Raw genomic sequence first — 18288 nt, forward strand, 5'->3', positions numbered from 1 at the left:
GGGAGGCGCACGGCGTGTCGCGCCGTGCCACCGGCGGCCGGGTGCGGAGCATGATGGAGGGATGGTCGAGCAGCGTCATCCGTGGTCCCGCTACGTCGCCCTGGGCGACTCCTTCACCGAGGGGATCGGCGATCCGGAGCCCGGCAGCCCCGGCGGGCACCGCGGCTGGGCGGACCGCGTGGCGGAGGTCCTGGGCAGCCAGAACGAGGACTTCGCCTACGCCAACCTGGCGGTGCGCGGCCGCCTCCTGCAGCAGATCGTCGACGAGCAGGTCGAGCCCGCCCTGGAGCTGCGCCCCGACCTCATCACCATCTCCGCGGGCGGGAACGACGTCATCCGCCCGGGGACCGACCCCGACGACATCGCGTCCCGCTTCGAGTCGGGCCTCGCCCGGCTCCGCTCCGACGGGGCGACCGTCGTCCTCTTCACCGGAGTGGACGTGGGCTTCTCCCCCGTGTTCGGGCGGATCCGCGGGAAGGTCGCGATCTACAACGAGAACCTGCGGGCGCTGGCCAAGCGGTACGACTGCATCGTCGCCGACCAGTGGTCCCTCCAGGAGATCCAGGACGTGCGGATGTGGGCGCCGGATCGCCTGCACCTCAACCCGCACGGCCACCACGAGGTCGCGCGCATGGTCCTCGAGTCGCTGAACGTCGAGAACGACCTGCGCCCCCTCGCCCCGGAGCCGCTGCACGCCCGCACGTGGCGTGCCGCCCGCACGGAGGACATCCAGTGGGCGCGGGAGTACCTCGTGCCCTGGGTGCTGCGCCGAGTCCGCCACCAGTCCTCCGGCGACTTCATCACCGCCAAGCGGCCCTCCGCCGAGCGCTGGAGCATCGATCCCGCGGCCTCGGAGCCGGGCTCGGTCGTGCCGGGCAACGCGACGCCGGAGGAGGTCGCCGAGGACATCGCGACCGCCGGCGTGCGGATCGTCGGCGACCGGGCCGCGGATCCCCTGGCCTGATCCGCTCCCGGGAGGCGGCGGCTCGCCCCGCGCTCAGCCGAACAGCTCGGCCGGGTGGCCGAGGCGCCAGGCGAAGCCCGGGTCCTCTATCGATCCGTCGGCGACGAGGGGAAGCTCGTACGGGGTGCCGTTGACGTCGACGGTCGCGGTCCCCACGCGCTCGCCGTCGGCGACGGTCTCGAGCGGATCGAGGGCGACCGTGGTCGACGTCGAGACCGCGCCCCAGACGAGCACGGACCGCGCCTCCACGGTCTCGGCCATCGCCGTCTCCCCCCACGCGCTCGTGAGAGTGCCGTAGTCCTGCCCCTCGACGGTCAGCGGGACGGTCCGGAAGCCCGCCTCGACGGTCGGGACGAGGGTCAGCACGTCCGCGGCGAGCTGCGGGTGCGTGCGCGCGCCCACCACCACGCCGACCAGGGTGATCGGCCGGCCCTCGACGGTCGCGTCGAGCGAGAACAGCAGGCACGAGCCCGCCTCATCGGTCGTCCCCGTCTTGATCCCGTCCACTCCCGAGCGGCCGAGGAGCGAGTTGGTGTTGTCGACCTCGCCCACCCCCGGGATGACCGCGGTCGGCGTCGCGACGATCGGAGCGAGCACCGGGTCCGCGATCAGCAGCTCGCCCAGGCGCACCATCTCGGCCGTCGTGCTGACCGTCGCGGGCGAGAGCCCGCTGGTGTCGGCGAGGGAGGTCCGCTCGAGCCCCTGCCCGTCGAGCCAGCCGCGCGCCGCGGCGAGGAAGGCGTCCTCCGAGCCGTACGCCCAGATCGCGAGGGACTTCGCGTAGTTGTTCGCGGACGGGAGCATCATGGCGGTCAGCGCCTCCCGCTCGGTCAGCTGCAGACCCGCGGTGACCGGAGCGTTCGAGCCGTTCTCGGCCAGAGTGTCGTTGTAGTACTGCACGTCCGCGCTCGTGAAGGTGATGGTCTCCCCGTCCGTCCCCTCTGCGATCGGCTTCGCCGCGAGGACGACGAGAGCGGTGACGACCTTGGCGATGCTCCCCGTCGGCACGGTTCCGGTGGAGCCGTAGCGGGCGAGCAGCCCGTCCTCCTCCGTCCCGTCGATGCCCACGGCCGCCACGGCGCCGGAGCCGTAGGCCGGCCAGGCCGGAGCGGGCGCGTCGACGGTGCTCGAGACGGGGTCCACCGCGACGGCGCTCGCCGTCGGCAGCTCCGCGGTCGCCGCGTTGGTCGCGTAGGCACCGCCTCCACCGACCAGCACGGTCGCGGCGACGAGACCGGCGACGACCGCCCCGCGCCGTCGACGCGGTCGCGGCTCCGGCGCGGCGGGCTCCCCGAACAGGTCGAGGGCGTCGTCGGGTCGGGTCGGGGAGGTCACCCCGTCATCGTACGGGCGGGCCTCTCACCCGTCCCGGACGCCGCCCCGTCGTCGGACGCGGCGGGTGACGCGCGGCACCGACCCCGATCCCGCGGCGGGAGCGTCAGCAGCAGGTCACCGCGGGGCCGCCGAGCGCCGGAGCCGGGCGGTCAGCGCCCGCGGGTCAGCGCCCACAGTGCGACGGCGCTCGCCGAGGCCACGTTGAGCGAGTCGACGCCGTGCAGCATCGGGATGGTGACGACGGTGTCCGAGGCGTCCAGCGCCGCGCGGCTGAGCCCGTCCCCCTCGGCGCCCAGGACGATCGCGACGCGCTCGGGGCGAGCCGCCGCGTACTCGTCGAGCGGCACCGCGTCCGGAGCGAGCGCCAGGGCGGCGACCGAGAACCCGGCCTCCTCCAGAGCGCGGCGGGCCGGTGCCCACTCGGGGGTGCGCGTCCACGGCACCTGCAGGACCGTGCCCATGCTCACCCGGACGCTGCGCCGGTACAGGGGGTCCGCGCACCGCGGCGTCACGAGCACCGCGTCCGCGCCCATGCCGGCCGCGGCGCGGAAGACGGCGCCGACGTTGGTGTGGTCGACCAGGTCCTCCAGGATCACGACGAGGCGCGCGCCCTCCAGCAGCTCGGCCATCGGCCGCAGCGGCGGACGGTGCATCGAGGCGAGCGCTCCGCGGTGGAGGTGGAACCCGGTCAGCTCCTCGATCAGCGGATCCGGCGCCACGAAGACCGGCACCTCGGGATGACGCTCGAGCACCCCGGCCGCGTCCGGCAGCCGCTTCTCCTGCACCAGGACCGAGCGGGGACGGTGCCCGGCGTCGAGCGCCCGCTCGATCACCTTGGCGGACTCGGCGATGTACAGACCGCCCTCCGGCTCCAGCACCCGCCGCAGCGCCACGTCGGTGAGGCGGTGGTAGTCGGCGAGGAGCGGGTGGTCGAGGTCGGTGATGTGCACGATCGGCATCCCGGCAATCTAGGGCACGGCGCGGACTAAACTCGTCCAGGGGCCGCTCGAACGGCCCTCGAAGGAGGCGCGGATGGAGTCGAGTCCGACACCGGTCGCCGAGGGCCCCGAGGCGCTCGCGGTCGAGCAGGCCGTCGAACTCCTCAGCGGGCGCCGTATCGCCGCCGTCACCGGCGCGGGCATGAGCACCGACTCGGGCATCCCCGACTACCGCGGAGCCGGGGCACCGGTGCGCAGCCCGATGACCTACTCCCAGTTCGTCGCCGATCCCGACTACCGCCGCCGGTACTGGGCCGGCAGCCAGCTCGGCTGGCGCCGCTTCACCAGCACGCTCCCCAACGACGGCCACCGGGCCCTGGCCCGGCTCGAGGGGCGCGGCCTGCTCACGGGCGTCGTCACGCAGAACGTCGACGGCCTGCACGTCCGAGCCGGCTCGCGCCGCGTGGTGGATCTGCACGGCTCGGCAGACCGTGTGCGCTGCATGACCTGCGGCCAGTACTTCGCCCGCGACGCGGTGGCCGAGCGGATCGAGGCGCTCAACCCCTGGCTCGACGACCCCGACGTCTCCTCCCTCAACCCCGACGGCGACGCCGAGGTCCACGATGTCTCGGCGATGACCGTCCCCGAGTGCACGGTCTGCGGCGGGATCCTGAAGCCGGACATCGTCTTCTTCGGCGAGTTCATCCCGACCCAGCGGTTCGAGGAGGCGCGCGCCATCGTCGCGGGCGCCGACGCCCTGCTCGTGGCCGGCTCGTCGCTCGTGGTCAACTCCGGCATCCGCTTCCTCGAGATCGCCCGTCGCGCCCGGATGCCGATCGTGATCGTCAACCGCGGCACCACCAAGGGTGACTCGCGCGCGAGCATCAAGATCGACGGCGGCACCAGCGAGGTGCTCCGCGAGCTCGCCGAGCGCCTGCCCGCGCGCCGCACCGCCGCCCTCTGAGCTCCCGCCCGCTCCGCACCCGACCTCCCGAGAGGCCCCTGTGACCCAGCTCACCCTCGTCCGCCACGGCCAGACCGACTGGAACGCCGCCCGGCGCATCCAGGGCAGGAGCGACATCCCGCTCAACGCGACCGGGCGCGCCCAGGCGCGGGCGGCGGCGCGGCTGCTCGCCGACCGGCGCTTCGACGCGGTGGTCGCCAGTCCGCTGCAGCGCGCCTTCGACACCGGAGCGATCATTGCGCGCGGTCTCGGACTCGACGAGCCGCTGGCGGTGCCGGGCCTGGCCGAGCGCGCCTACGGCGAGGCGGAGGGGATGACCGGTCCCGAGCTCGCCGAGCGCTTCCCCGGAGGCATCGAGCGCGCGCCGATCCCCGGCTGCGAGACCCGCGCCGAGGTCGTCGAGCGGGCGACCGCCGCGCTGCTCGAGGTGGCCGAGCGCTTCCCCGACGCGTCCGTCGTCGTCGCCACGCACGGTGCGGTCATCGGCAGCCTGATCCGCGCGCTCAGCAGCGAGGACCTCCCCGTGCACGGCGTCTCGGTCGGCAACGGCTCCCGGCACGACTTCGCGATCGTCGACGGGGCACTGCGCATCGTCGGCGTCGACGACTCCGGCGACGTGGTCGTGGCGGACGTCGACCTCGACGACGTGCTCAGCCCGGCCCCGGGAGCCTGACGGCCCGCCTCCCGGCAGCGGTCCGATCGCCGGCCCCGCGTCAGCGCCGGCCGAGGTCGTGCAGGAGCCCGAAGAGCACCCGGGCGGAGTCGCGCCAGGAGAAGGCCGCGGCCCGCTCCCTCGCCCGGGCCGAGTGCGTCCGCCACACGGCGCCGTCCTCGAGCGATCGCACGCCGTCCGCGATGCCCTTCGCGCTCGACGGGTCGACGTACACGGCGGCGTCCTGGGCGATCTCGCGGAAGATCGGGATGTCGCTCACCACGACCGGCGTCCCGAGCGCCATCGCCTCGACCAGCGGGATCCCGAAGCCCTCGTCCCTGCTCGCCGTCACGAGAGCGGTCGCCCGCGCGAGCACCGCACGGTACTCCGCGTCCGGCGCCCCCTGGTGGAACACCAGCTTCGCGGTCGGCGCCAGGGCCCGGAGCGTCTCGACGGTCCCGTCGCTCGCCCGGCTCATCAGGTGCAGCTCGTAGTCGGGCAGCAGCCGCATCGCGCGAGCGAGCGTCTCGACGTTCTTGTAGGGCATGAACGAGCCCATGTAGACGAGCGAGCGCGCGGCCGACCGGTCGGGCAGCGATCCCGCCAGAGCGGCGCTCGCCTCGTCGGGCTCGGTCGCCGCGTTCGGGACGACGACCACCGGCCGGGTGGTGAGGCGGTGGGAGCGGATCAGGTCGCGGGTGGTCTCCGAGACGGTGACGACCGCGTCGGCGCGCTGGAGGAGCCTCCGCTGCGGCCACCAGGCGAGGTGGTAGAGCCGCCAGAGCGCGCGCACGGGAGCGGCCAGGTCGCGCGGCGGAGTGCGGTGGCGGTAGTAGATGAGGTCGTGCACGGTCAGGACGAGCCGGTAGCGGCGGCCGAGCGAGCCCATGGTCTGCATCGGCGAGAAGACCACGTCGGGCCGCAGCCGGTTCACCAGCAGCGCGACGAACGGCTCGAACGGGCTGGTCGGCCCGGTCACGCGCTCCCACGGGAGCGACGGGAGCATCGCGAGCTGGCGGCGGTCGCTGATCAGCATGGTCACGTCGTGCAGCTTCGCGAGCTCGCGAACGAGCTCCGCGGTGTAGCGGCTGATCCCGTCGTGCCGCTCGAGCCGGGTGTACCGGCAGTCGACGACGATCCTCATCGGTCGATCCCCTCCTCGAGGGCCGTCCGCAGCACGGCGGCGGCCTCGTCCGGCGTCTCGTAGTGGATCAGGTGGCCGACTCCGTCGATGACGTGCAGGCGGGCGTGCGGCAGCCTCTCGAGCAGGCGGTACTGCGCCGGGAGCGGAGTGATGTCGTCCTGCGCCGCGGCGATCAGCTGCGTCGGCACCCGGATCCGGGAGGCGTACTCGCCGACGTCGTGCGAGACGGAGGCGCGGAACGCCTCGAGGACCGTGTCGCGGGAGGCGAAGGCGCTGAAGTAGCGGTCGTGCTGGTCGTGCACGAAGCGTCGCAGCGCCGGCTCCTTCGTCTTCACCATCGCCAGGCTCATCACCCGCACGATCAGCGGGTCGCTGAGCAGGCGGCGTCCGAGGGGCCCCGGCAGGAGCGCGCCGAGCCGGTAGTAGAGGACGGCGAGCCTGGTCAGGACGCCGCGCGGACCCTGCAGGGCGGGCGCGCCGATCGGGTTGACCAGCACCAGGAGCGGAGCGGGCAGCCCGTCGGCGACGGCCGCGGCCGCGACGATCGAGCCGAAGGAGTGGCCGAGGACGGCCGCCTCGCCGCGGAGCCCCAGCGTGTCGAGGAAGGAGCCGAGCCAGGAGGCGTAGCCGTCCACGTCGTGCGGCAGGCGCGTCATCGGGGTCGAGGCGCCGAAGCCGGGCAGGTCGGGAGCGACGACCCGCACGTCCGCTCCCCCGGCGAGCAGACGGGCGACGACGGGCTCGAGGCCGTGGTGCTCGCCGCGGAACCCGTGCACCAGCACGAGGACGGTCGAGGCGTCCGGAGCGCCGTAGGTCCAGTAGGCGGTGCGGGATCCGGCGACGTCCACCGCGGCCTCGCGGACGGGGACACGGCCGAGATCGGAGGCGTAAGGGGAGGGAGTGGTCATCGCGTTCCTTATCGTAGGGAAAGCCCGTCGAAGATCTGGCCGCAACGCCTTGCGTGGCCTCGATCCGAGCCGGGAGCATGATCACGCGCTCGCAACACGGCGCACCGCCCACCCGTCTCGCGAGACGGTCATCCGCTCAGGCAGCAGCAGAAGGAGCACCGTGAGCTTCACGTCGCCGATCCAACTCCCCGGACTCGCCCTCGACCCCCAGTGGTACCGCCGGGCGGTGTTCTACGAGGTGATGATCCGGTCGTACTACGACTCCAACGGCGACGGCGCCGGCGACATCAACGGGCTCGCCTCCAAGCTCGACTACCTGCAGTGGCTCGGGATCGACGCCCTCTGGCTCCCGCCGTTCTACATGTCGCCTCTGCGCGACGGCGGCTACGACGTCTCCGACTTCAAGGCGATCCTCCCCGAGTTCGGCACGATGGAGGACTTCCGCGACCTCGTGCGGAAGGCCCACGAGCGCAACATGCGCATCGTGATGGACTTCCCGCTCAACCACACCAGCGACCAGCACGAGTGGTTCCAGCAGTCCCGGTCCGACCCCGAGGGCCCCTACGGCGACTTCTACGTCTGGAACGACACCGACGACAAGTGGCCGGACATCCGCATCATCTTCGTCGACACCGAGGACTCGAACTGGGCCTTCGACGCCGAGCGCCGCCAGTTCTACTTCCACCGCTTCTTCTCGCACCAGCCGGACCTCAACTTCGAGAACCCCGCCGTGCACGAGGCGATCCACGACGTGGTCAAGTTCTGGCTCGACCTCGGCGTCGACGGCATCCGGCTCGACGCGATCCCCTACCTCTACGAGTCCGACGAGGGCAACGGAGAGGGCGAGCCGCCCACCCACGAGTTCATCAAGAACCTCCGCACCATGGTCGACCGCGACTACCCCGGCCGCATCCTGATCGCCGAGGCGAACCAGTGGCCGCGAGAGGTCGCCGCGTTCTTCGGCACGGAGGAGGAGCCCGAGTGCCACATGGCGTTCGACTTCCCGGTCATGCCGCGCATCTTCTACTCCCTCCGCGCGCAGACGGCGAACGAGCTGAAGAAGGTGCTCTCCGAGACGTTCGACATCCCCAGCGGCGCCGCCTGGGGCGTGTTCCTCCGCAACCACGACGAGCTCACGCTCGAGATGGTGTCCGAGGAGTACCGCCAGGCCATGTACGGCTGGTACGCCTACGACCCGCGGATGCGCTCCAACATCGGCATCCGCCGCAGGCTCGCGCCGCTGCTGGACAACTCGCGCGCCGAGCTCGAGCTGATCAACGCCCTGCTCTTCTCCCTCGCCGGCAGCCCGTTCCTGTACTACGGCGACGAGATCGGCATGGGCGACAACATCTGGCTCAACGACCGCGACGCGTCGCGCACGCCGATGCAGTGGACGCCCGACCGCAACGCCGGCTTCTCGGCCGCCGACCCCGGCAAGCTCGTGCAGCCGATCGTCCAGTCGCTCGTCTACCACTACAACCAGGTCAACGTGGAGGCGCAGCTGGCGCAGTCCCGCTCCCTGCTGCACTGGATGCGGAACGTCCTGCACGTGCGCCGCGGCCACCCGGCGTTCGGCCTCGGGTCGATGCGCGTCCTCGAGACGGACCACGAGTCGGTGCTCGCCTTCGTGCGGGACTACGCCGGCTCGGGCTCCGAGATGGGCGACCAGCCCGAGGAGGTGCTCTGCGTCTTCAGCTTCAACCACAACCCGGTCTCGGTCACGATCACGGACCCGGAGAACCCCGGATCGACGCTCAGCGACCTGTTCGGCGGCGGCCGCTTCCCCGGATTCTCGGACGACGGCACGCTGACGATGACGCTCGGCACGCAAGGCTTCTTCTGGCTCCACGTCGCCAAGGCGCACGAGGCCCGCTGACCCGGCAGCACGCCGAGGGGCCTCCGGCCGATGTCGGAGGCCCCCTTTAGGCTGTCGGCGTGAGCACCACCGGAACGACCGAGACGCAGACCGAGCCGATGCTGTTCGACGACGCCGAGCAGGAGCTCGTCCCCTCCGAAGGGGCGCGGTGGTTCGACCTGCTGGCCGTGTTCGACCTCGAGACCACCGGCATCGACGTCCGCACGAGCCGCATCGTCACCGCGCACGTCGGCGTGATCGACGCGGCGGGCGAGCCGATCGAGGGCACGACCTGGCTCGCCGATCCCGGGGTCGAGATCCCGGCCGGCGCCTCCGCCGTCCACGGGATCAGCACCGAGCACGCCCGCGCGCACGGCCGCCCCGCCGGCGAGGTTGTGGCCGAGATCTCCGAGGCGCTGCGCTCGCTCCTCGCCCGCGGCATCCCGGTCGTCGTCTACAACGCCCCCTACGACCTCTCGCTCCTCGCCCACGAGGCGCGCCGCTGGGGCGTGCCCGTGCTGCTCGACCCGAGCCCCGTCGTCGATCCGCTCGTGATCGACAAGGCGGTGGACCGCTACCGCAAGGGCAAGCGCACCCTGACCCTCGCCGCCGAGCACTACGGCGTCGCCCTCACCGAGGCGCACGACGCGGGCGCGGACGCGATCGCGGCGGGCCGCGTCGCCCAGGCGCTGGGCCGCGCCTTCGCGGACGAGCTCGGAGTCGGCGCGGAGGCCCTGCACGCGCTCCAGGTCGACTGGTGCCGCACCCAGGCCGAGTCCTTCCAGGAGTACATGCGCCGCGTCCGCGACGAGTCCTTCGTCGCCGACGGGGGCTGGCCGGTCCGCCACTGACCCCTCAGGTCAGCGTGCGCCCCTCGCGCAGGAGCGCCACGTACTCCGCGATCCGCCGCTCCCGCGTCGCCGCCCGCTTCAGCTGCGAGAGGCGGAAGAGGAACGCGAAGCGCTTCTGCCCGCCGACGGTCGCGAAGAAGGCCAGGGCCTGCGGATCCGCGTCGAGCGCCCGCTGGAAGTCGTCCGGCACCTCCGCATCGCGCTGCCGGTAGGCCGCGTCCCAGCGCCCGTCGGCGCGTGCCCGCTCGACCTCGGCCAGCCCGCCCGGCAGCATCCGGCCCTCCGCCAGCAGCCGTGCGACGTGATCGCGATTGACCTTGGACCACGGGCTCGCGCGACGCCGCGGGGTGAAGGCCTGGAGCTTGAACTGCTCGTCGAAGGCTCCCGCCTGACCGTCGATCCAGCCGTGGCAGAGCGCGATGTCGAGCGCCTCGGCGTAGGTGATCCCCGGATCGACGGCGGCCTTCTTCCGCAGCTTCAGCCGGACTCCGTCCGGGTCGGGCTCGCCGCGGAGGTAGGCGTCCCACTCTTCAGGAGTCGTGAACGGCAGGATCGGCTTGTCGGCGAAGGACACCATGCCGGGACGCTACCGCGCCGGCTCCCCGACGGCCACGGCCCGCCCGTCGGCGCAAGCCCTCGCTCCGCGGACCGCGGCGCTGTGGGATCGGGTGAGCACGTGTTCCCCCTCCCCCCCTCTCGCAAGGAGAAGTCATGCCCACGATCCGCACGGTCACCGTCCTCGGCAGCGGAGTGCTCGGCTCCCAGATCGCCTTCCAGTCGTCCTTCCACGGCTTCGCCGTCACCGTCTACGACCTCTCCGACGACGTCCTCGAGTCGGCGCGCGAGCGGCTCCGCGGTCTCGCGGGCGTCTACGAGTCGGTGCCCGGCGGCGTCGCCGGCGGACCGCAGGAGGCGCTCGACTCCCTCCGCCTCACCTCCGACCTCGCGGAGGCTGTCGCCGACGCCGACCTCGTGATCGAGGCCGTCCCCGAGGACCTGGGCCTGAAGCAGGAGCTGTACGGCCGCCTGGGTGCGCTCGCTCCCGAGCGCACGGTCTTCGCGACCAACTCGTCCACGCTGCTCCCCAGCGACCTGAAGGCCTCGACCGGCCGACCCGACCGGTTCCTCGCGCTGCACTACGCCAACCACGTCTGGGCGCAGAACACGGCCGAGATCATGGGGACGACGGACACGGACCCCGCCGTGGTCGACGCCATCGTGGAGTTCGCCGTCTCCAGCGGCCTCGAGCCCATCAGGCTGCAGAAGGAGAAGGCCGGCTACGTCCTGAACTCGCTGCTGGTGCCGCTCCTCAACGCCGCGTCGGGGCTGCTCATGGGCGGTTACGCCGACCACGAGACCATCGACAAGACCTGGAGGATCGGCACCGGCGCCCCGCTCGGACCCTTCCAGATCTTCGACGTCGTCGGTCTGCGGACCGCCTACAACATCGCCGCCGCGGCCCCGGACGAGGCCTCCCAGGCGTTCGCCGCCCACCTGAAGACGGAGTACCTCGATCGCGGCCGCCTCGGAACGGCCACCGGAGAGGGCTTCTACCGCTACTGAGGACCGCCCCGCACGAACGACGAAGGGCCCCCGACCGTGAGGTCGAGGGCCCTTCGAGGAAGGCTACTTGCCGAAGTTCTTGTAGCGGCTGTTGAACTTCTCGACACGGCCGGCCGAGTCCATGATGCGCTGCTTGCCCGTGTAGAACGGGTGCGAGGCGGAGGAGATCTCGACGTCGATGACGGGGTAGGTCACGCCGTCGAGCTCGATCGTCTTGCTGCTCTTCGCGGTCGAGCGGGTGAGGAAGGTCTCACCGGACGCGAGGTCGCGGAAGACGATCGCGGAGTACTCGGGGTGGATGTCGGTCTTCATGGTCGTGTCCTGTCGTCGATGGTCCTGAACCGCACCTGTCGTCGACGGGAACGGGTGGATGAGGGCGGGCGCACCGCGAACGGGCCCGAACCAGCTACCGAGAATACCAGACCGGCAGCGCGCGCAGAAGTCGCGCCGCGCCCGGACCTCGGAGCCGGGGTCAGCCGCGGGCGCGGGCCGAGAAGCGCCCGTTCTCGCGGGTGAGAGCGATGTCGAGCCCGAAGGTCTCGGCGAGCGTCGCCTCGGTCAGGGACTCGGCCAGCGGGCCCGCCGCCACCACCGCTCCGTCCCGGAGGAGCAGGGCGTGGGTGAAGCCGTCGGGGATCTCCTCGACGTGGTGGGTCACCATCACGATCGCGGGCGACGCCGGGTCCTTCGCGAAGCCGCCCAGCAGCTGGACGAGCTCCTCGCGGGCGCCGAGGTCGAGGCTCGCGGCCGGCTCGTCGAGCAGGAGCAGCTCGGGGTCGGTCATGATCGCGCGGGCGATCTGGACGCGCTTCTGCTCGCCGTCCGAGAGCGTCCCGAAGGTGCGCTCGGCGAGGTGCTCGAGCTTCCACTCGGACAGCACGCGGCGGGCGCGGCGCTCGTCGATCGCGTCGTAGCCCTCGTTCCAGCGGCCGGTGACGGCGTAGGCGGCGGTCATCACGACGTCGAGCACGGTCTCGCCGGCCGGGAGGCGGCGGGCCATCGCGGTCGAGGCGTAGCCGATGCGCGGGCGCAACTCGAACACGTCGACCCGGCCGAGGGTCTCCTCGAGCAGGTGCGCGGCACCGGTCGAGGGGTAGTTCTGCGCGGCGGCGATCTGCAGGATCGAGGTCTTGCCCGCCCCGTTGGGGCCGAGGATCACCCAGCGCTCGTCCTCGGCCACGTCCCACGACACGTGGTCGAGGATCCGCTTGCCGTTCCGGACGAAGGACACATCGACGAACGAGACAACGCTGGGCATGGGAGCCATTCTAAAGGAGGCGGCCGGGAGGCTCAGACGAGCGAGTCGTAGATCGCCCGGGTGTCCCGCGCGATCTGCGTCCAGCTGAAGTGACTCTGCGCGCGCTCGCGGCCCGCGGCGCCCATCCGCTTCGCCGTCTCCGGGTCGGCGACGACCTCGGCGAGGGCGGCGGCCAGGTCGGCGACGTAGCGCTCCGGGTCCACGGGGGTGCCGGTGCCGTCGGTGACCTGCTCGATCGGGACGAGTCGCCCGGTCACGCCGTCGTCGACGACCTCCGGGATGCCGCCGGTCGCCGTCCCGACGACCGCCGCACCGCAGGCCATCGCCTCGAGGTTGACGATGCCGAGGGGCTCGTAGATCGAGGGGCAGACGAACGTGGTCGCGTTCGTCAGGACCGCGGAGAGCTGGTGGCGCGGCAGGTGCCGGTCGATCCAGACGACGCCGGTGCGCTCCTCCTGGAGGCTGCGGACGAGGGAGGTGACCTCGGCCATGATCTCGGGGGTGTCGGGGGCGCCCGCGCAGAGCACGAGCTGCACCTCGGGAGGCAGGGTCGCCGCGGCGCGGAGCAGGTAGGGCAGGCCCTTCTGCCGAGTGATGCGGCCGACGAAGGCCACGGAGGGGCGCGAGGGGTCGATGCCCAGCTCGGCGAGGACGGCCTCGTCCTCGACCGGGTGCCAGGCGTCGAGGTCGATGCCGTTGTAGACCACGTGGACCTTCGCCGGGTCCAGGGCCGGGTAGGAGCGGAGGATGTCCTCGCGCATGCCGCCGGACACCGCGATCACGGCGTCGGCGTTCTCGTACGCCTCCCGCTCGATCCAGCTCGAGACGCGGTAGCCGCCGCCGAGCTGCTCGGCCTTCCACGGACGCAGCGGCTCGAGGCTGTGCGCCGAGACCACGTGCGGGATGCCGTGCAGGAGCTGGGCGAGACGCCCCGCGGCGTTGGCGTACCAGGTGTGGGAGTGGACCAGGTCGGCCCCCGCCGCGTCCTGCGCGATCTGCAGGTCGACCCCGAGGGTCTGCAGCGCGCCGTTCGCCTCGGCGAGCTCCGCGGGGACGGAGTACGCGAACGTGCCCTCCTCCTCGCGCGGCGCGCCGAAGCAGCGCACCACGACCTCCAGGTCGCTGCGCAGCGCCTTGGTGAGCTCGGCCACGTGGACACCGGCTCCCCCGTACACCTCGGGCGGGTATTCCTTGGTCAGCAGATCGACTCGCACCCCCGAACCGTAGTACAGGGCGCTCCCCCGGCGACAGCCGGGGTCCACGGGGAAGCCCGAGCCCCTACTGTGGTGCCATGCAGTCAAAGAAGATCTTCGGCATCGTCCTCGCCGGCGGCGAGGGAAAGCGCCTCATGCCCCTCACGGCGGACCGGGCCAAGCCCGCGGTGCCGTTCGGCGGGCAGTACCGGCTGATCGACTTCGCGCTGTCCAACCTGATCAACTCCGGTCTCACCCAGATCGTCGTGCTGACGCAGTACAAGTCGCACTCGCTCGACCGCCACGTCTCGCAGACCTGGCGCCTCTCCGGGCTCCTGAACTCCTACGTCGCCTCGGTCCCCGCGCAGCAGCGCCTGGGCAAGCGCTGGTTCAGCGGCTCGGCCGACGCGATCCTGCAGAGCCTCAACCTGATCCGCGACGAGAAGCCCGACATCGTCGTCGTGGTCGGCGCCGACCACGTCTACCGCATGGACTTCTCGCAGATGATCGACGCGCACATCACGTCCGGTGCGAAGGCGACCGTCGCGGCCATCCGCCAGCCGATCGAGCTCGCGGACCAGTTCGGCGTCATCCAGCTCGCCGGTGACGAGGCGGGCGACGGCATCGTCCCGACGATGATCTCCGAGTTCCTCGAGAAGCCCAAGGACGCCGTCGGCCTGGCCGACTCCCCGCACGAGGTCCTCGCCTCCATGGGCAACTACGTCTTCGACGCGGACGCCCTGATCGACGCGGTCATCCGCGACGGCGAGTCCTCCACGTCGGACCACGACATGGGCGGCGACATCATCCCGGATTTCGTCGCGCGCGGCGAGGCCGGCGTCTACGACCTCAAGCTCAACGACGTCCCCGGCTCGACCGACCGCGACCGCTACTACTGGCGGGACGTCGGCACCATCGACTCCTTCTTCGAGGCCCACCAGGACCTCATCTCGGCGCTGCCGGTCTTCAACCTCTACAACCAGCAGTGGCCGATCTTCTCGTCGCAGCTGAACTCCCCTCCGGCCAAGATCGTCCGCGACGGCAAGGGCAACATGGGATCGACGGTCGACTCGGTCGTCTCGCTCGGCACCGTGATCTCGGGCGCGCACATCGAGCGCAGCGTCGTCGGGCCCTGGACGGTCATCGAGTCGAACGCGACGGTCACCGACTCGGTGGTCTTCGACAAGGTCCGCATCGGCCCGGACGCGCTGGTCGTCCGCGCTATCCTCGACAAGGACGTCGTCGTCGAGCCCGGTGCTCGAGTCGGCGTGGACCACGACCGCGATCGCGAGCGCGGGTTCACCGTCACCGAGTCGGGCATCACCGTCGTCGGCAAGGGCGTCGTCGTCCACCCGTAGCACCCCCGCGGGTCGAGCTCTGCGCCCCGGCGCGCCCACCCGACCGATCGGACCGGCCCATGAGTGAGCGTCCTGCGACGCCTGCCCGCTTCCTCGTCGTCCTCGACGCGGACTCCACCCTCCTCCAGGACGAGGTGATCGAGCTCCTCGCGGTGCACGCCGGCTCCGAGGAGCGCGTCGCCGCCGTCACGGAGCGGGCGATGCGCGGCGAGCTCGACTTCGGCGAGAGCCTCCGCGAGCGGGTCGCCACTCTCGCCGGGGTCCCGGAGTCGGTGCTCCCCGGTGTGAGCTCGGGCGTCCGCGTCACGCCCGGCGCCGCCGAGCTCGTGGCCGGCGTCCACGCCGCCGGCGGCCGCATCGGTGTGGTGTCCGGAGGGTTCCACGAGGTCCTCGACCCGGTCGCCGGTGCGCTCGGCCTCGACTTCGTCCGGGCCAACCGCCTCTGCTGCGGGGGCGGCCTGCTGACCGGAGCGGTCGACGGGGCGGTCATCGACGCCGCGGCCAAGGCGGAGGCGCTCCGCGAGTGGGCGGCGGTCTCGGGCGTCCCGCCTCAGCGCACGATCGCCGTCGGCGATGGTGCGAACGACCTGGAGATGATGGCGGTCGCCTCCCTCGCGGTCGCCTTCAACGCCAAGCCCCTGGTGCGCGAGCGCGCCGACCTCGTCGTCGGCGGCCTCGACCTGTCGCAGCTGCTGCCTGTCCTCGGCCTCCGCGGCTGAGGCCCGCCTCCCCCGGCCTCAGGAAGGTCAGCGGCCCGCGATCGCGACGAGTCCGGCGCAGCCGAGCGCCAGCGCCCAGCTGACGAGCGAGCCCACCAGGAAGTACTCCGCCTTCTCGCCGCTGCCGCCGTCGCGGGAGATCTCGGGGAAGCGCACGATCCCCTTGGCCGCGAGCACGGCACCGGCGAGGCCGATCGCTCCGGCGAGCGTGAGACCGGCGATCAGCAGCCGCTCCAGCGGTCCGATCGTGCGCCCGCCCTGGAGGTCCGGCAGGCGGGCGTCGGCCGGCTCCCGACGCGCGAACCGCTCGCTCCAGCGCGGACGCGGCGCGGGCTCGGCCTGCGGGAGCTCGCGGAACAGCGCCGCCCGCACGATCACGTTGCCGCTCTCCAGCAGGAAGAGCCCGGCTCCGACCGCCAGAGCGAGCTGCTCGATCGGAGGGAGCGTGCTCGCGACGGTGGTCGGCGCGAGCGGCCCCGTCGGGACGCCGGCGGCGCGGTCGACAGCGGTCAGCACCAGGACCGCCGCGACGAGGGCGACGGCCGGACGCAGACCCCCGGGCGGCCGCGCGTTCTCGACGGTCGTGGTCGTCAGCAGCCAGGCTCCGGCCAGGACGACGACGATCGCCGCACCGAGCGGCGGGACTCCGACGAGGAGCGCTGCGGTCACGGCTGCGGCGGCGAGCACGGGGATCGCGAGGAGGGCCGCACGGCGGCGGAGGTGCGTGCGCGCGAGGTCGCCGAGGCCGATCACGGCGAGCAGCAGCGCCGTCAGCACGTCTCCTCCAGCAGGCGCGCGCCGGCGAGGAGGGCGCCCGCTCCCGCGCGCCGCAGCGCCTGCGAGACGGCGGGCTGCGAGATCGACTCCTGCTCGCCCAGCTCCTTCTGCGACGCTCCGCGCAGGCTCCCCAGCACGAGTCGGCGATCGCGCGCGCTGAGCGCTCCGACCAGGGCGTCGCGGGAGAGGAGGTAGGCGTTGACGGCCGCCTCGCCGGAGTCCCCGTCGGCGTCCCCGGCGACGAACCATCCGCGGGCCGTGGGCACGGCACCGTCCTCGAGCGCGTGGGCGCGATCGATGGCCTCGCGCGCGCGCCACCAGCCGGACCCGTCCTCGAGGTCCCCCGCGATCCCCGACCCGACCACCCGCACCTCGCCCAGGCCGATGCCCGCGCGGCAGTCGACGCCGGCCGGGAGCGAGAGGCGCGCCTGCAGCGTCGCCCGGAGTGCGGCGTGGACGGAGGGGTAGATCGCCTGGAACTCGTCGCCGACCGTCGGGTGCAGGGGCTGGATCGCCGGGACCGCGGCCTCCACCTCGGCGAAGCCCCGCTCGATCTCGCGCTGAGCACCCGCGCGGTCGACGAGGGAGCGGGAGGTCACCAGGTCCAGGAGCACGGCGACGACATCGGAGGAGGTCATCGCATAAGCCTAGAGCTTATATCCGCCGGATATAAGCCCAGAGCTTATCGATCAGTGGCCCATCCCGAGGCCGCCGTCGACCGGGATCACGGCACCCGAGATGTACGCGGCCTCGTCGCCGGCCAGCCAGCGCGTGACCTTCGCGACCTCGGCAGCGGTGCCGTAGCGGGCGAGCGGGATGCTCTTCCGGTACTCCGCCTGCTGCTCCGGGGAGAGCTCCGCGGTCATGTCGGTCTCGATGAAGCCGGGAGCGACGACGTTGGCGGTGATGTTGCGGGCGCCGAGCTCGCGGGTCAGCGAGCGGGCGAAGCCCACGAGGGCGGCCTTCGACGAGGAGTAGTTGATCTGGCCCGGCGACCCGTAGAGGCCGACCACGCTGGAGATGAGGACGACGCGGCCGAAGCGCTGCTTGAGCATCCCCTTCGATGCGCGCTTGACGACGCGGAACGCCCCGGTGAGGTTCGTGTCGACGACGGACGTGAAGTCCTCCTCCGTCATGCGCAGCAGCAGGGTGTCGCGGGTGATGCCCGCGTTCGCCACCAGGATCTCGACCGGGCCCAGCTCGGCCTCGACCTGCGTGAACGCGGCGTCGATGGAGGCGGCGTCGGTCACGTCCGCGACGACGGTGAGGGAGCCCTCCGGACCGGATCCCGAGCGCGCGGTCACGGCGACCCGGTGACCGGCGGCCACGAACTCCTGGGCGATGGCGAAGCCGATCCCCCGGTTGCCCCCGGTGACGAGGACGGTGCGCGGCGTGGTCATGGTGTCCCTCCTGCCGGCGCTCGTGCGGCGCCGGGCGACCCGTACATCCTAGAGGCGCGTCGCGCAACAGATTCCGGGATGAGGCCCTCCCGGCCTGCACCCGCCCGCCGCGACGTAGGCTTGCAGGGCTGTGAAACCACGCGAGACACTCACCTCCCTACCGCCGTCGCCGAGCGCCGAGCGGCGCTCCCGCGCGATCAAGTACTCGATCGCCATGGGCATCAGGATGCTCTGCGTCATCTGCCTGCTCTTCGCCCACGGCTGGTGGCTGCTGTTCTTCGCCATCGGCGCCGTGGTCCTGCCCTACTTCGCCGTCGTGCTGGCCAACGTCGGCAGTGCGGGCGAGCGCGGCAACGTCGAGCGGCCGGGTGCGATCGTCCTCTCCCGGCCGGTCCCGCCGCCCCCCGCC

General features: G+C 72.4%; 20 protein-coding genes. 9 read left to right on the forward strand and 11 right to left on the reverse strand.

Annotation, left to right across the window (positions count from 1 at the left end; genetic code table 11):
- The first annotated feature begins 61 nt into the window (after positions 1 to 61).
- Entirely contained in the window at positions 62 to 964 is a 903-nt protein-coding gene (locus C5C82_RS03545) for an SGNH/GDSL hydrolase family protein (protein ID WP_104287900.1), read from the forward strand.
- A gap of 33 nt (positions 965 to 997) precedes the next feature.
- Here C5C82_RS03545 and C5C82_RS03550 read toward each other — a convergent pair whose 3' ends face one another.
- Both C5C82_RS03550 and C5C82_RS03555 read right to left on the reverse strand, forming a co-directional pair.
- Positions 998 to 2299, reverse strand: coding sequence for a D-alanyl-D-alanine carboxypeptidase family protein (locus C5C82_RS03550; RefSeq protein WP_104354609.1), 1302 nt, complete (start codon positions 2297 to 2299; stop codon positions 998 to 1000).
- 149 nt (positions 2300 to 2448) lie between these two features.
- Positions 2449 to 3258: an RNA methyltransferase gene (locus C5C82_RS03555; RefSeq protein WP_104232619.1), complete on the reverse strand. Its 810-nt coding sequence runs from the start codon at positions 3256 to 3258 to the stop codon at positions 2449 to 2451.
- A gap of 73 nt (positions 3259 to 3331) precedes the next feature.
- Here C5C82_RS03555 and C5C82_RS03560 point away from each other — a divergent pair, with 73 nt between their 5' ends.
- Both C5C82_RS03560 and C5C82_RS03565 read left to right on the forward strand, forming a co-directional pair.
- On the forward strand, positions 3332 to 4201 hold the full coding sequence (locus C5C82_RS03560) for a Sir2 family NAD-dependent protein deacetylase (RefSeq protein ID WP_104354610.1): 870 nt from the start codon (positions 3332 to 3334) through the stop codon (positions 4199 to 4201).
- Between the two features lie 40 nt (positions 4202 to 4241).
- The gene (locus C5C82_RS03565; protein ID WP_104232621.1) at positions 4242 to 4874 is read left to right on the forward strand and encodes a histidine phosphatase family protein; all 633 of its coding nucleotides are present in this window, start codon (positions 4242 to 4244) and stop codon (positions 4872 to 4874) included.
- 40 nt (positions 4875 to 4914) lie between these two features.
- Here C5C82_RS03565 and C5C82_RS03570 read toward each other — a convergent pair whose 3' ends face one another.
- Both C5C82_RS03570 and C5C82_RS03575 read right to left on the reverse strand, forming a co-directional pair.
- Entirely contained in the window at positions 4915 to 5997 is a 1083-nt protein-coding gene (locus tag C5C82_RS03570) for a glycosyltransferase family 1 protein (RefSeq protein ID WP_104354611.1), read from the reverse strand.
- Positions 5994 to 6905, reverse strand: coding sequence for an alpha/beta fold hydrolase (locus C5C82_RS03575; protein ID WP_104328731.1), 912 nt, complete (start codon positions 6903 to 6905; stop codon positions 5994 to 5996). Before C5C82_RS03575 ends, C5C82_RS03570 begins: the two co-directional genes overlap by 4 nt.
- A 160-nt stretch (positions 6906 to 7065) precedes the next feature.
- On the opposite strand from C5C82_RS03575, the gene treS reads away from it, so the two are divergent.
- The gene (gene treS, locus C5C82_RS03580; RefSeq protein WP_104221970.1) at positions 7066 to 8781 is read left to right on the forward strand and encodes a maltose alpha-D-glucosyltransferase; all 1716 of its coding nucleotides are present in this window, start codon (positions 7066 to 7068) and stop codon (positions 8779 to 8781) included.
- A gap of 98 nt (positions 8782 to 8879) precedes the next feature.
- The gene (locus C5C82_RS03585; RefSeq protein ID WP_104222136.1) at positions 8880 to 9611 is read left to right on the forward strand and encodes a 3'-5' exonuclease; all 732 of its coding nucleotides are present in this window, start codon (positions 8880 to 8882) and stop codon (positions 9609 to 9611) included.
- A 4-nt stretch (positions 9612 to 9615) separates the two neighbouring features.
- Here C5C82_RS03585 and C5C82_RS03590 read toward each other — a convergent pair whose 3' ends face one another.
- Entirely contained in the window at positions 9616 to 10188 is a 573-nt protein-coding gene (locus C5C82_RS03590; protein ID WP_104232624.1) for a YdeI family protein, read from the reverse strand.
- A 134-nt stretch (positions 10189 to 10322) separates the two neighbouring features.
- On the opposite strand from C5C82_RS03590, the gene C5C82_RS03595 reads away from it, so the two are divergent.
- Positions 10323 to 11174 carry a 3-hydroxyacyl-CoA dehydrogenase gene (locus tag C5C82_RS03595; protein WP_104257557.1) on the forward strand — a complete coding sequence of 284 codons (852 nt, stop codon included), beginning with the start codon at positions 10323 to 10325 and terminating at the stop codon, positions 11172 to 11174.
- A 63-nt stretch (positions 11175 to 11237) separates the two neighbouring features.
- Here C5C82_RS03595 and C5C82_RS03600 read toward each other — a convergent pair whose 3' ends face one another.
- The 3 genes from C5C82_RS03600 to glgA all read right to left on the reverse strand — a co-directional run bounded on the left by C5C82_RS03600 (position 11238) and on the right by glgA (position 13646).
- Positions 11238 to 11486 (reverse strand): type B 50S ribosomal protein L31, encoded by a 249-nt coding sequence (locus C5C82_RS03600; protein WP_068253003.1) that lies wholly within the window; start codon positions 11484 to 11486, stop codon positions 11238 to 11240.
- 160 nt (positions 11487 to 11646) lie between these two features.
- Positions 11647 to 12432 (reverse strand): ABC transporter ATP-binding protein, encoded by a 786-nt coding sequence (locus tag C5C82_RS03605; protein ID WP_104232626.1) that lies wholly within the window; start codon positions 12430 to 12432, stop codon positions 11647 to 11649.
- A gap of 32 nt (positions 12433 to 12464) precedes the next feature.
- Entirely contained in the window at positions 12465 to 13646 is a 1182-nt protein-coding gene (gene glgA / locus C5C82_RS03610; RefSeq protein ID WP_104295327.1) for a glycogen synthase, read from the reverse strand.
- Positions 13647 to 13723: 77 nt separating this feature from the next.
- Between glgA and C5C82_RS03615 the strand changes: the two genes are divergently transcribed.
- Together C5C82_RS03615 and serB are read left to right on the forward strand one after the other, a co-directional pair.
- Positions 13724 to 14983 carry a glucose-1-phosphate adenylyltransferase gene (locus C5C82_RS03615; protein WP_104221960.1) on the forward strand — a complete coding sequence of 420 codons (1260 nt, stop codon included), beginning with the start codon at positions 13724 to 13726 and terminating at the stop codon, positions 14981 to 14983.
- A 59-nt stretch (positions 14984 to 15042) separates the two neighbouring features.
- Positions 15043 to 15702 (forward strand): phosphoserine phosphatase SerB, encoded by a 660-nt coding sequence (serB, locus tag C5C82_RS03620; RefSeq protein ID WP_104225283.1) that lies wholly within the window; start codon positions 15043 to 15045, stop codon positions 15700 to 15702.
- Positions 15703 to 15729: 27 nt separating this feature from the next.
- Here serB and C5C82_RS03625 read toward each other — a convergent pair whose 3' ends face one another.
- From C5C82_RS03625 to C5C82_RS03635, 3 genes are read right to left on the reverse strand one after another with little or no spacing between them, the layout of a single operon-like run.
- Entirely contained in the window at positions 15730 to 16479 is a 750-nt protein-coding gene (locus C5C82_RS03625) for a hypothetical protein (RefSeq protein ID WP_104295328.1), read from the reverse strand.
- Positions 16473 to 17117: a SatD family protein gene (locus tag C5C82_RS03630; RefSeq protein ID WP_104221954.1), complete on the reverse strand. Its 645-nt coding sequence runs from the start codon at positions 17115 to 17117 to the stop codon at positions 16473 to 16475. Before C5C82_RS03630 ends, C5C82_RS03625 begins: the two co-directional genes overlap by 7 nt.
- A gap of 51 nt (positions 17118 to 17168) precedes the next feature.
- Positions 17169 to 17879, reverse strand: a complete 711-nt coding sequence (locus C5C82_RS03635) for a beta-ketoacyl-ACP reductase (protein ID WP_104225284.1) — start codon at positions 17877 to 17879, stop codon at positions 17169 to 17171.
- 130 nt (positions 17880 to 18009) lie between these two features.
- Here C5C82_RS03635 and C5C82_RS03640 point away from each other — a divergent pair.
- The coding region (locus C5C82_RS03640; RefSeq protein ID WP_146083920.1) for a DUF3099 domain-containing protein at positions 18010 to 18288 on the forward strand (279 nt) is incomplete at its 3' end.

Origin of the sequence: Rathayibacter sp. AY1D5 (genome assembly GCF_002932515.1) — a bacterium.
Taxonomy (GTDB): Bacteria; Actinomycetota; Actinomycetes; order Actinomycetales; family Microbacteriaceae; genus Rathayibacter.